This is a genomic window from Nocardioides xinjiangensis, from assembly GCF_017916385.1.
In the GTDB taxonomy this organism is placed as follows: Bacteria; Actinomycetota; Actinomycetes; order Propionibacteriales; family Nocardioidaceae; genus Nocardioides; species Nocardioides xinjiangensis.
In genome coordinates, this window is the sequence record NZ_JAFMSW010000001.1 from 1,844,172 (window position 1) to 1,856,737 (window position 12,566).

Below are 12,566 nucleotides of genomic sequence, written 5' to 3' on the forward strand. Positions count from 1 at the left end.
GCAGCACTGCTCCGCAGCACCCGCACACATCAGCACACCCATCCCAGCACCACCACGAAAGGCACTGCCATGAAGAAGCTCCACCTGGCCCTCACAGCGATGACCACCGTCGCCGCGGGCCTCCTCGCGCCGCTCTCCCCGAGCGCGGCCGCCACCGCGTGGAACGACGGGTTCCACGACGAGGACCAGATCATCGACTGCATCACCAGCAGCCCGGCGACGGGCGTCAGCGCGAACGTCGGCTGGTCCTCGCCCACGGGCAACGTCCCGAAGGTCGGGGAGACGTTCTGGCTGCGCGGCTACGTCGGCCTCGTCGGCCTGCCCTGCAGCGGCAAGGTCGGCGTCCTGCCGGAGATCCTCGTCCCACGAGGGGTGGAGTACGTCGACCAGGACGTCCGCTGGGACCTCACCCCCGCCGGCCAGCAGCAGCAGCTCGGCACCGGCGGCCTGGCGTTCGACTGGGGCGCCAACGGCGGCATCCTCATCGGCAACGCCGACTTCACGCCGTTCACGCTGCGTCAGGGCGACATCCTCGAGTTCCAGGTGCCGGTCCGCGCCACCCGGGAGCTGAAGGGCCCCGCGACCCAGCAGCCGCAGTGCCAGTCGAGGCTCGACGGCGACGCGCCCTGCCCGATCGCCCAGTCCGGCGACCACCTGCAGATCGCCTACACGGTCACCGGGCACGGCGGTGACAAGCACTACGTCACCCCGTTCGTCGGGCTCTTCGCCAGCGGCGCGGGCACCACCCCGAACCCGTCGCCGAACCCGTCGCCGAACCCGTCGCCCACGCCGAACCCGTCGCCCCAGCCCGGGGCCGGGAAGGCCGCGTCGACGACCAAGGCGACCTGGAAGCCGTCCGCCGCCCGCAAGGGCAAGGTCACCGTGGTGGTGTCCTCGGCGGCCACGCCCACGGGCGCGGTCGTCGTCAAGGACAACGGCAAGACGATCGCCAAGGCCGTGCTGAAGGCGTCCCACAAGGGCCGGTTGACTATCACCCTTCCCCGGATGCGCAAGGGGACCCACACCCTCGTCGCCTCCTACCGCGGATCGGGCACGACGTCCCCGTCGTCCTCCGCGAAGCGCACCGTCCGGCTGCGCTGACCCCGCCGCCGCACCCGCCCGGGCTCCCCACACCCGGGCGGGTGCGGCACCCTGCCTGCTCGCGCAGCCGCCGCTGACCCGCGCAGCGCTCCGGGGCCGCGCCGTCGCCGGCGTCGGTGGCGGTTGGTAGACAGGACGCATGACCACGACCGCCAGCGACGACGTACGCCTCACCGCGCGGGAGGCCGCCGAGCGGCACCTGCGCGCCCTCGTGGGCCGCGACGACGCCCGGCTGCGCGAGGACCAGTGGGCCGCGATCGAGGCGCTCGCCGTCGACCGACGGCGTGCGCTGGTCGTGCAGCGCACCGGCTGGGGCAAGTCGGCGGTCTACTTCGTGGCCACCAAGCTCCTGCGCGAGGCCGGTGCCGGGCCGACGGTGATCGTGAGCCCGCTGCTCGCGCTGATGCGCAACCAGATCGCCGCCGCGGAGCGCGCCGGCATCCGGGCGGTGACGATCAACTCCACCAACATCGACCAGTGGCAGCCGATCCACGACCAGATCCACGCCGGCGAGGTCGACGTCCTGCTGGTGAGCCCGGAGCGGCTCAACAACCCCGGCTTCCGCGACGAGGTGCTGCCGCGCCTCGCGGCCACCTGCGGCCTGCTGGTCGTCGACGAGGCGCACTGCATCTCCGACTGGGGCCACGACTTCCGCCCCGACTACCGCAGGCTCCGCACCCTCCTCGCCGAGCTCCCGTCCGGCATCCCGGTGCTCGCCACCACCGCCACCGCCAACGCCCGGGTGACCGACGACGTCGCCGAGCAGCTGGGCGTCCACGCCGACGGGTCCGCCGACTCCGCCGTCCTCGTCCAGCGCGGCACCCTCGACCGCGAGTCGCTGCGCCTCGGCGTCGTGCAGCTCACGACCGCCGAGCAGCGGCTCGCCTGGCTGGCCGACCACCTCGCCGAGCAGCCGGGATCCGGGATCGTCTACTGCCTGACCGTCGCCGCCACGCAGGAGGTCGCCGGATACCTCCGCGACCGCGGCCTCGAGGTCGCGGCCTACTCCGGGCAGACCGAGGCCGACGAGCGGCACGCGCTCGAGCAGGCGCTCGTCGAGGGCCGGGTGAAGGCGCTCGTCGCGACCAGCGCCCTGGGCATGGGGTTCGACGCCAGCCTCGGCTTCGTCATCAACCTCGGTGCGCCGTCCTCGCCGGTCGCCTACTACCAGCAGGTCGGCCGTGCGGGCCGCGGCACCGACGACGCGACCGTCGTGCTGCTGCCCCAGGTCGAGGACCGCGACATCTGGGCCTACTTCGCCTCGCTCGGCTTCCCGCGGGAGGAACAGGTCCGCGAGACGCTGGCCGCGCTCGCCGGCTCCGACCGGCCCCTGTCCACCGCGACGCTCGAGACGCGCGTCGAGCTCGGTCGCAACCGCTTGGAGTCGATGCTCAAGGTGCTCGACGTCGACGGAGCGGTCCAGCGGGTGCAGGGGGGCTGGGTCGCCACGGGTCGGCCGTGGAGCTACGACGCCGAGCGCTACGCGCGGGTGGCCGAGGCGCGCGAGCGCGAGCAGCAGGCGATGCTCGGCTACCTGCGCACCACCGAGTGCCGGATGCGCTACCTGCGTGAGCAGCTCGACGACCCCGACGCCGCCGACTGCGGTCGCTGCGACAACTGCGGCGGCCTGACCCTCTCGACCTCCGTGAGCGAGGCGGCCGTCGCCGAGGCCGGCGAGCGCCTGTCGCGCCCGGGCGTCGTCCTGGAGCCGCGCCGCATGTGGCCGACCGCCCTCGCGAACCTCGGCCTCGACCTCAAGGGCAAGATCGCCGAGGGAGCCGAGCCGGGCCGAACCATCGCCCGCCTCACCGACCTCGGGCACGGCCAGGCGCTGCGCGCCCTCTTCCGCGAGGACACGCCCGACGGACCGGTTCCGCCGAGCCTGGCCCGGGCCGTGATGGACGTGATGAAGGACTGGTCGTCGGAGTGGACGTCGCGCCCCGACGCCATCGTCGTCGTCGAGTCGGCCACCCGACCCACCCTGACCCGCGACCTCGCCGACGGCCTCGCCCGCGTGATGCAGGTTCCCGTCGTGGGCACGTGGTCGATCCGCGACGGCTGCGTGCCGCCGCGCGCCGGACAGTCCAACTCCGCGCAGCGCGTGGCCGCCGTACGTCGCCGCGGTGGCCTCGACGCCGACATCCCGCCCGGCGCGACCGTCCTCCTCGTCGACGACCAGGTGGCCACCGGCTGGACCCTCACCGTCGCCGCCACCGCGATCCGCGCCGCCGGCGCGAGCGCCGTGCTGCCCCTCGCCCTCGCGACCCAGGGCTGACCCGGCTCTCCTCCGTCCGCCTGCCCGCCGCGCCCGCTCGGCGGGCCGCCGCGCCGCTTCCCGCGGGCCGCTTCCGGCGGGGCGCCGCTGCGTCATACGAACCCGCACCTATAGGCGCCGGTACGTATGACGCAGGCCCCGCCGCAGCTCGAGCGTCATGCGAACCCGCACCTATAGGCGCCGGAACGTATGACGCAGGCCCCGCCGCAGCTCGAGCGTCATACGAGCCGGCACCTATAGCGTCCGCTTCGTATGACGCAGGGCCTGGGGGTGCCGCCCGCGCCGGCCGCGGACGCCAGCGTCATACGAACCGGCACCCATAGCGTCCGCTTCGTATGACGCAGGGCTGCGGCGGACCGCAGCGTCATACGAACCCGCACCCATAGGCGCGGGTTCGTATGACGCAGGCGCCCGTATGACGCAGGCGCCCGCCCACGCAGGCGCCCGCGCGACGCGGACGCCCGCGCGCGGCAACAGACCCTCCGGAACGACAGCGGCCCGCCCTCGAGAGGAGGGCGGGCCGGGAGTCGTCGTACGACGTCGGGCTTCAGTGGCCCATCATGGCGGTCGGGTCGACCGGGGCGACCTTCTTGCGGGGCAGGAACGCCGCCGGGATCAGGCAGCAGGCCACGAGCACCGTCGCCACGATGAAGACCGTCGCGAAGGCGTCGGCCATGTCGCTGGTGACCAGCTGCTCGAGGTTGCCGAGCTGGTCGGGGGAGATGCCGAAGCGCTCGATGACCGCGGCGACCTGCGACTGGTCGTCGCCGGCCTCGGCCAGCGCGGCACCGGCGGCCGCGAACTTCGAGTCCTTCAGCTCGTTGGTGAGGATCACCGAGAAGAGCGCGGTGCCGATCGAGGCCGCCACCTGCTGGGTGATGTTGAGCAGCGTCGAGCCGCGGGCCACGTTGTGCGCGGTCAGCGTCGCGAGCGCGGCGGTCATGATCGGCATCATCGTGCCGCCCATGCCGAGGCCCATGATGAAGAGCGCGCCGAGGATGTACCAGTACGACGTGTCCGCGCCGATCTGGGTGAACATCGCCATGCCGACGGTGATCACGGTGATGCCGACGAGCACGATCTTCCCGGGGCCGATCTTGTCGGCGAGGATGCCGGCGATCGGCATGGTGATCATCGCGCCGACGCCCTGCGGGGCCAGCAGCCAGCCGGTGAACAGGGTGCCCTCGCCGCGGACCTGGATGAAGTAGAGCGGGAACAGCAGCGACGCGCCGAAGAACGCGATGGCGAACAGCGTCATCGCGATGACCGCGACGGTGAGGTTCTTGTTGGAGAACAGGCGCAGCTCGACGAGCGGGTGGATGTTCTTGCGGTTGAGCGCCCACGGGACGAACGCGGCGATGAGCGCGAGGCCGAGGACCATCGGGACGAGGACGCGGGCGGCCATCGCGGTGCCCTCCTCGGGGATGGAGCTGACGCCGTAGAGGAACGCCGCCAGGCCCGGGGAGAGCAGGATCATGCCCAGCCAGTCGAAGGTCTCCGACGGCTCGACCTCGTCCTTGGGCAGGACGACCCAGGCATAGGCGATCGCGGCGATGCCGATGGGCAGGTTGATCAGGAAGATCCAGTGCCACGAGGCGCTCTCGATGAGCGCGCCGCCGATGATCGGGCCGAAGATCGGGCCGAGGAGCATCGGGATGCCGAGCACGGCCATCACGCGACCGACCCGCTCCGGACCGGCGGCGCGGGTGAGGATCGTCATGCCGAGCGGCATGAGCATGCCGCCGCCGAGGCCCTGGAGGACGCGGAACAGGACCAGCAGCTCCAGCGAGGTCGCCGCGGCGCACAGCACGGAGCCGGCGGTGAACAGCGCGACGGCCAGCAGGTAGAGGCGCTTGGTGCCGAAGCGGTCGGCGGCCCAGCCGGTCAGCGGGATCACGCTGGCCAGGGCCAGGGTGTAGCCGGTCATCGTCCACGCGACCTCTGCGGCGGTGGCGTCGAACTCCTCCTGGAAGGTGTTGAGCGCGACGCTGACGACGGTGATGTCGAGGATCGACATGATGGCGCCGAGGACGACCACGCCGGCGACCATGAGGACGCCCCTGTCGAGCTTGTCGGAAGGCTCCGGCTGGATCTCACCGGGCTGGATCTGGGTGTCAGTCACCCGGAAAGGCTATTGGTTGCGTCCGACAACGACCCAATTGTTTTTGCGGTGTGCTGGGTCACGTCGAGGCCGTGCGCGAGGACCCGCCCAGGACCCGCCCAGGCCCGGCCCAGCCTCGGGCAGCGTCGACGAGACGCAGCCGGTACGTCGTCGCGCGTCGCTTCCTGGACCGGCGCGGCGGCGCCGGTCCCCGCGCCGGAGGGTTCGAGGCCAGGCGCTCGTGGCGCCGGGCCGCCCGCGCCGAGGACGCTCGCCCGGAGCTCTCGGAACTCCGTGTCGGTGCGAGGCGTTAGCGTCCCTGTTGCCCGTCCTGCCGAGAGGTGCCTGCATGAGCGTCGTCCCGGTCACCGGTCCTGCCCGGCTGCTGGTGGGCCAGCCGCCCCGCGACGGCTCCGTGGAGTTCACCGACGACCGCCGCACGATCGTCATGCCGATCCGGGGGGCGCTCCCGGTCCTGGGCAAGGTGCGCGACCGCCCCGACGTGCACCCGTCGGTCGCCATGCTGGCGGGCGCCGCGCTGATGGGGCTGCAGCTCGTCGCCTCCGGTCGGTTCGCGCCCGACGCCGAGGGGCGGCACTGGCAGGTCGCGGGGCTCGACGCCGACGACGAGCGCCGCATCGCCGAGCTGGCGCGCGCCCGGGCATGGGACGGCTTCGACGAGGCGACCGCCGAGGGCATGGTGCGCGGGCTGCTCGACGCCGTGGTCGACACCATGCCGCGCACCTCCCCCGGGCGGTCGCGGCACCGCGCGCCGGCTCCGGTGGGCGGGGCCCCCGAGCCGCGCAGCCCCGACGACTTCAGCGACGAGCTCCGCCAGCGCATCGCCCGGATCCGGGCCCGCGGCCGCGACGACCGGCCGCACCTGGTGTCGATCTCGTTCCGGATCGAGGCCGACGAGGAGGAGCTCGTCGCCGGCGCGGTGCGCCTGGTGCTGCAGGTGCACGCGGTCGACAACGCCGCCCACGTCGCCGACGCGTCCGAGCTGTGGGCCGACTCCGGGCCCGACGCCGCGCACGGCTTCGGTGACCGCGCGCGCACCCACGCCGCGATCGCGCTGCGCTCGGCGGCCGACGCCTGGCCGGTCCTCGACCGGCTGCTCGACCTGCGCGTGCCCGACGAGATCACCCTCGACAGCGACGAGATCCTCTCGCTCCTCGACGGCGGCGCCGCCGCGCTCACCGAGGCGGGGCACCCGGTGATGTGGCCGAAGTACCTCGACCGCGAGGTCACCCACCGCGTCGAGCTGGGTCGGTGGACGGCGTCGTCGCCCCGGGAGGAGATGCTGCAGGACGGGCTGTTCGGGCCGCAGGCGCTCTTCGGGTTCGAGTGGCAGCTCTCGCTGCACGGCGAGGAGCTCACCCAGGAGGAGATGGACGAGCTGGCCCGCACGACCAGCCCGATCATCAAGCTCCGCGACAACTGGGTCGCCGTCGACTCGGCGGTGATCAAGCGTGCCCGCAAGCGGTTGATCCGCACGGTCACGCCGGTGCAGGCCCTCGCCGCGACCCTCACCGGCGTGGTGGACGTCGAGGACGCGCCCTACGAGGCCGTCGTCGGCGCCAGCCTGCTGAAGGTGCGCGACCGCGTCCGCGACGCCGGCTCGGGAGCGCTCGTCGAGGTGCCGGCGGCCCTGCAGGCCGACCTGCGCGACTACCAGCGCCGGGGGCTCTCCTGGCTCGCCGAGCTCACCTCGCTCGGGCTGGGCGGTTGCCTCGCCGACGACATGGGCCTCGGCAAGACCATCACGGTGATCGCGCTGCACCTCCATCGCGCGGCAGCCGGGGCCGGCGGGCCCACGCTGGTGGTCTGCCCCGCGTCGCTGCTCGGCAACTGGGAGGCGGAGATCCGCCGGTTCGCACCGGGGGTCGGCGTACGCCGCCACCACGGGAGCGCCCGGGACCTCGACGGCGTGAGCGGCGGGTTCGTGCTCACCACCTACGGCACGATGCGCAACGACGCGGCGCTGCTGGCCGAGGTGCCGTGGGAGCTCGTCGTCGCCGACGAGGCGCAGCACATCAAGAACTCGCGGTCGGCCGCGGCCCGGGCGCTGCGCACGATCCCCGGCACGGCGCGCGTTGCGCTCACCGGCACGCCCGTCGAGAACGACCTCACCGAGCTCTGGTCGATCCTCGACTGGGCGATCCCCGGCCTGCTCGGCAGCCGCAACGCCTTCCGCAAGGTGTGGGCCGGGCCGATCGAGTCGGGGCTCGAGCCGACGAAGGCGCGCCAGTTCGCCGACCTCATCGGCCCCTTCCTGCTGCGACGGCGCAAGTCCGACCCCGGCGTCGCGCCGGAGCTGCCGCCCAAGACCGAGACCGACCACGTCCTCGGCCTGACCCGCGAGCAGGCGGTCCTCTACGAGACGCTCGTGCGGGACTCGATGCGCCGCATCGAGGAGGCCGACGAGGAGACCCGCCGCGGCCTGGTGCTCAAGCTGCTGACCGGGCTCAAGCAGATCTGCAACCACCCCGCGCACTTCCTGCGCCAGCCGGCGCCGAAGCTGCGCGGACGCTCGGAGAAGCTCGAGCTGCTCGACGAGCTGGTCGGCACCGTCATGGCCGAGGACGGCGCGGTCCTCGTCTTCACCCAGTACGTCGCGATGGCCGACCTGCTCGTCCGGCACCTCGCCGCGGCCGGCGTGCCGCACCAGCTGCTCCACGGCGGGACGCCGGTGCGCCAGCGCGACGCGATGGTGGCCCGCTTCCAGGCGGGCGACGTCCCGGTGTTCCTGCTCTCGCTCAAGGCCGGCGGCACGGGGCTGAACCTCACGCGGGCCGACCACGTCATCCACTTCGACCGCTGGTGGAACCCCGCCGTCGAGGACCAGGCCACCGACCGCGCCTACCGCATCGGCCAGACCCGGCCGGTGCAGGTGCACCGCTTCGTCACCCAGGGCACGATCGAGGAGCGCATCGCCGAGCTGCTCACCCGCAAGCGCTCGCTCGCCGACGCGTGCTGTCCACGGGCGAGGCGGCGTTCACCGAGCTGTCGGACGACGAGCTGCGCGACCTCGTGGAGCTGCGACGGTGAGCGCGTCGCCGAGGCCGGTCACCACCCACCCGCGGCTGCCCGCCCGCCGCGGTGGCGGCGCCGGCACGTGGTGGAGCAAGGCGGTGCTGCGGGCGGTGGAGGAGGCCGCCTTCAGCGTCGCCGACCTCCGCCGCGGTCGTACGCTCGCCCGCGCGGGCGCGGTCGGCTCGATCACCGTGTCCGAGGGCGGCGCCCTCGCGGCGGTCACCGACGGGCAGGACGCCTGGACCGTCGAGGTCACCGTCCCGGTGCTCGACGACGGGGACGCCGCGGCGTTCGTGGAGCTCGTCGCCGCCGAGTCCGGCCGCATCGGCGCGCTGCTCGCGGGGCAGCTGCCGCACTCGCTCGTCGAGGCGGTGGAGGAGGCCGGCGTCGAGCTGCTGCCCTACGGCGGCGAGCTGGGGTCGGCGTGCACCTGCGACGCGTGGCTCGACCCGTGCTCGCACGCGCTGGCCGTGCTGACGCAGCTGGCGTGGCTGATCCAGGCCGACCCCTTCGTGCTCACCCACCTGCGCGGGCTGTCGCGCGACCGGGTGCTCCGCGACCTGCACGCGCTGACGTCGCCGCGCGCCCCCGACCCGGGGTCGCCCGGGGACCAGCCGGCCCTCGACGACGAGGTCCTCGACGACCTGGTGGTGGCCGAGGACGCGGCCGTCCGTGCGGCGCGGCTGCTCGGCCAGGAGCGCCCGTTCGACGCCTGGTGAGCCGGCGCTCAGCGCGCCTCGGGGGCGGGGGCCGGGCGCGCGCCCAGCTCCTCGTCCAGGCGCAGCAGGCCGGGACCGTCTTCGTTGATCATCCGCACCCGGCCGACGATCTCCTTGACCGTCGCCTCCTCCTCGATCTGCTCCTCGAGGAACCAGTTGAGCAGCGGGCGGGAGTCGAGGTCGCCCTCGGCCTCGGCGAGGCGGTAGAGCCCGCGGATGGACTCCGAGACCTTCTCCTCGTGCGCCAGGGCCGCCTCGAAGGCGTCGAGCACCGACGCGACCGGGACCTGCGGCGCCTCGACGGCGCCGATGCGCGGGTGGTTGTCGCGGTCGGCGACGTGGTCGATGAACCGGTGGGCGTGCAGCAGCTCCTCGTCGGCCTGGTGGCGGAACCACGTGGCGATGCCGGAGAGGTCCATCAGCTCAAGCTCGATCGCGAGCTGGCGGTAGACCAGCGACGCCTGGAACTCGAGCGTGATCTGCGCGTTGAAGGCCGTCTCGAGGGTGGCGCTGAGCTTCATGGCCGCACCCTAGCCGGTGCCGGTCGCGGCGGCCGCCGGGCGCAGCGCTCAGGCGAGACCGAGGGCGCCGTGCGCCATCTCCCGCAGCACGTCGTGCATCTGCGGGTCGGGGAGCCGGCCGCTGTGCGGCGTGGAGTTGAGCAGCCCGAAGAGCACGTGCGCCCGGGTGCGGGAGGCCTCCGGGCTGAGCGCGGGGTCGTGGCGCCGCACCTGGGTGGCCCAGACGTCGACGTACGCACGCTGGAGGGCGCGGACGCGCTCACGGGCCTGGTCGGGCAGGTTGCTCCAGTCGCGGTCCTGGACGACGATGAGCGCGCGGTGGTCGAGGGCGAACTCGATGTGCCACTCCACGAGCGCCTCGAGCGCCTCACGGGGGCTCGCGGCGCTCGCGACGCGCGAGCGGCCCTCGGCCAGGAGCGTCTCGCTGATGGTCACCAGCATCTCGGCGAGCATCGCGTCCTTGGACTCGAAGTGCTTGTAGAGCGCCGGCCCGGAGATGCCGCACGCCGAGCCGAGCTCGGCGACCGACACGCCGTGGAACCCGCGGGCGGCGAAGAGGTCCGCCGCGATGTCGAGGATCTGCTGGCGGCGGGGCGTCACGAGCTCGAGGTTAGTGCCTGCTAACCCGTCCCGTGGCGTGCGCGGGGCCGGGAGCGCCATGCCACGCTCCGGATCCTGCCTGACGGCGAGCGGAATCACACGTACCTCCCCTGTTGCGGTGCACCCAGTGGGCCGCACCCCCGCGGCGGCCCACTGATCCCTCCACGAGTCAGCGCACCTTCCCCGCTCAGGATTCTGGGTGAGGCCTCGGACAGGCGCAGTGGTGCCAGCACCACCTTCGGTCCTCGCGGCCGCGGTCGTGCCTGCTCTAGCGACGCAGGGGCGCGCGCGTGGCTACAGTGCGCGCATGTCGCAGATCCGCGTCGTCCTGGCCGAGGACGGTGACCTCCTCCGCGCCGGCGTGCTCGCGCTGCTCGAGGCCTACGACGACATCGACGTGGTCGCGACCGCGACGAGCCTGCCGGAGCTGGTCGCGGCGGTGGACGAGCACCGGCCCGACGTCGTGCTCACCGACATCCGCATGCCGCCCGACTTCACCGACGAGGGCATCCGCGCGGCGGGCGAGCTGCGGCGTACGCACCCGGGCATCGGAGTGGTCGCGCTCACGCAGTACTCCGACGTGGAGTACGCCCTCGACCTGGTGCGCGACGGCAGCGACGGTCGCGGCTACCTCCTCAAGGAGCGCGTCGCCGACGTCGACGAGCTCGTGGCGGCGCTGCGTTCCGTCGCGGCGGGTGGCTCGGTGATCGACCAGATCGTGGTCGACGCGCTGATGGCCACCGGCACCAGGCGTCACGACTCGCTCCTCGACCGCCTGACGGCGCGCGAGCTCGAGGTGCTGGGCATGGTGGCGCGGGGGATGACCAACGCCACGATCGCCGACGCGCTCGTGATCACCGACCGAGCCGTGGAGAAGCACATCGGCTCCATCCTGACCAAGCTCGACCTGCCGTCGGACGCACCGGTGCACCGCAGGGTCGCCGCCACCTTGGTCTTCCTCAGCGAGGCAGGCGTCGGCGGCGGGGTGTCGCCGCGCCGATGAGGGGCCTGCTGGCGGGTTGGTCGAGCCTGGACCCCGCCCTGTGCAGGCTGCTGCACATCAACCTGCTGGTGCTCACGGTGTCCACGGCGGCGCTCGGCGCGGCCTACGTCCTGGGGTTCGAGCACACCGCCGTGGAGATCGACCTCGCGGTGATGGTGGCCGCCCTCGCGATCCTGCTTGCGACCCCACCCCTGTGCCGCCGTCACGGCGCCGTCGCGGCGGTCGTCGGCCTCACCCTGGCCTCGCTGTTCTTCGCCGTCGGGGCCACGTGGGCGACGCCCGTCCTCACCCCGCTCACCGTTCTGGTGACGACGGTGCCGCTGCTGGTCGGCTTCCCGTACCTCAGCCGGCCCTGGATCGGCGCCCTCATGGTCGTGGCGGTCGTGGGCAGCGCCTCGGTCGCCGCCCTCGGCGAGTGGCGTCGTGTCGAGGCGGTCCACGAGCAGTGGTGGGTGAACGCCGTCGTGGTCGCGGCCTCCCTGCCGGCCGGCGTGGCCGTCGTGGTGTTCCTGGTCCGCGACGCCTACACGCGGCTGCGCGACCAGACCGACCAGCTCGCCGAGTCCCGCACCCGGATCGTGGAGGTCGCCGACGCCGCACGCCGCAGCCTCGAGCGCGACCTCCACGACGGCGCCCAGCAGCACCTGCTGACGATGAGCGTGACGACCGAGCGGGCGCGCAAGGAGCTGCTCGCCGGCCGGCACGAGGGCGCCGCGGCGCTGCTCGACCAGCTGGCCGCCGACACGCGGCAGGTGGTGCAGGAGCTGCGCGAGCTCGCCCGCGGCATCTACCCGCCGCTCCTCACCGAGCGCGGGCTCGTCGCGGCGCTGCAGTCCACCGCCCGCCGCTCCGCGGTGCCGGTCACGCTCGACGTCGCCGACTTCGAGCGGCCGAGCCGGCAGGTCGAGGCGGCGGCGTACTTCTGCATCCTCGAGGCGCTCACCAACGCCGCCAAGCACGCCGGCGCCAGCGAGGTGCTGGTGACCCTGCGCGGGCGGCCGCACCTGACCTTCAGCGTCTCCGACGACGGACGCGGCTTCGACCGCGCGCAGATCGGCGAGGGCGGCCTGCTCGGCATGGAGGCGCGGGTCGCGGCCGCGGGGGGCACGCTCACCCTCGAGACCGAGCCGGGCCACGGCACGGTGCTGCGCGGGGAGTTCCCGCCGCCCCCGCCCGGCCGATGGACACCGGAGGTTAACGATCGCTAACC

At 73.5% G+C, this 12,566-nt stretch carries 8 protein-coding genes and 1 pseudogene; 6 read left to right on the plus strand and 3 right to left on the minus strand.

The annotated features are described in order from the left end of the window. Positions 1-69: 69 nt before the first annotated feature. Positions 70-1,101 (plus strand): Ig-like domain-containing protein, encoded by a 1,032-nt coding sequence (locus tag J3P32_RS08685; RefSeq protein WP_210439398.1) that lies wholly within the window; start codon positions 70-72, stop codon positions 1,099-1,101. Between the two features lie 139 nt (positions 1,102-1,240). Further along, positions 1,241-3,376 carry a RecQ family ATP-dependent DNA helicase gene (locus tag J3P32_RS08690; protein WP_210439399.1) on the plus strand — a complete coding sequence of 712 codons (2,136 nt, stop codon included), beginning with the start codon at positions 1,241-1,243 and terminating at the stop codon, positions 3,374-3,376. 547 nt (positions 3,377-3,923) lie between these two features. Here J3P32_RS08690 and J3P32_RS08695 read toward each other — a convergent pair. Beyond that, positions 3,924-5,498, minus strand: coding sequence for a DHA2 family efflux MFS transporter permease subunit (locus tag J3P32_RS08695; protein ID WP_307807814.1), 1,575 nt, complete (start codon positions 5,496-5,498; stop codon positions 3,924-3,926). A gap of 712 nt (positions 5,499-6,210) precedes the next feature. On the opposite strand from J3P32_RS08695, the pseudogene J3P32_RS08700 reads away from it, so the two are divergent. Next, a pseudogene (locus J3P32_RS08700) lies at positions 6,211-8,292 on the plus strand (DEAD/DEAH box helicase); the annotation flags it as partial. Between the two features lie 232 nt (positions 8,293-8,524). After that, entirely contained in the window at positions 8,525-9,232 is a 708-nt protein-coding gene (locus J3P32_RS08705) for an SWIM zinc finger family protein (RefSeq protein ID WP_210439400.1), read from the plus strand. A gap of 8 nt (positions 9,233-9,240) precedes the next feature. Here J3P32_RS08705 and J3P32_RS08710 read toward each other — a convergent pair whose 3' ends face one another. Together J3P32_RS08710 and J3P32_RS08715 are read right to left on the minus strand one after the other, a co-directional pair. Then, positions 9,241-9,753: a ferritin gene (locus J3P32_RS08710; protein WP_210439401.1), complete on the minus strand. Its 513-nt coding sequence runs from the start codon at positions 9,751-9,753 to the stop codon at positions 9,241-9,243. Between the two features lie 48 nt (positions 9,754-9,801). After that, positions 9,802-10,353: an SACE_7040 family transcriptional regulator gene (locus J3P32_RS08715; RefSeq protein WP_307807815.1), complete on the minus strand. Its 552-nt coding sequence runs from the start codon at positions 10,351-10,353 to the stop codon at positions 9,802-9,804. A 307-nt stretch (positions 10,354-10,660) separates the two neighbouring features. Here J3P32_RS08715 and J3P32_RS08720 point away from each other — a divergent pair, with 307 nt between their 5' ends. Both J3P32_RS08720 and J3P32_RS08725 read left to right on the plus strand, forming a co-directional pair. Beyond that, positions 10,661-11,356 (plus strand): response regulator transcription factor, encoded by a 696-nt coding sequence (locus tag J3P32_RS08720; protein WP_246850003.1) that lies wholly within the window; start codon positions 10,661-10,663, stop codon positions 11,354-11,356. After that, on the plus strand, positions 11,353-12,564 hold the full coding sequence (locus J3P32_RS08725; protein WP_210439403.1) for a sensor histidine kinase: 1,212 nt from the start codon (positions 11,353-11,355) through the stop codon (positions 12,562-12,564). Before J3P32_RS08720 ends, J3P32_RS08725 begins: the two co-directional genes overlap by 4 nt. Positions 12,565-12,566: the final 2 nt, after the last annotated feature.

Bases quoted from the DNA above. Each gene is read 5' to 3' on its own strand.
- J3P32_RS08710 (WP_210439401.1), bottom strand. From the start codon at position 9,753: ATGAAGCTCAGCGCCACCCTCGAGACGGCCTTCAACGCGCAGATCACG.
- J3P32_RS08690 (WP_210439399.1), top strand. From the start codon at position 1,241: ATGACCACGACCGCCAGCGACGACGTACGCCTCACCGCGCGGGAGGCC.
- J3P32_RS08725 (WP_210439403.1), top strand. From the start codon at position 11,353: ATGAGGGGCCTGCTGGCGGGTTGGTCGAGCCTGGACCCCGCCCTGTGC.
- J3P32_RS08720 (WP_246850003.1), top strand. From the start codon at position 10,661: ATGTCGCAGATCCGCGTCGTCCTGGCCGAGGACGGTGACCTCCTCCGC.
- J3P32_RS08685 (WP_210439398.1), top strand. From the start codon at position 70: ATGAAGAAGCTCCACCTGGCCCTCACAGCGATGACCACCGTCGCCGCG.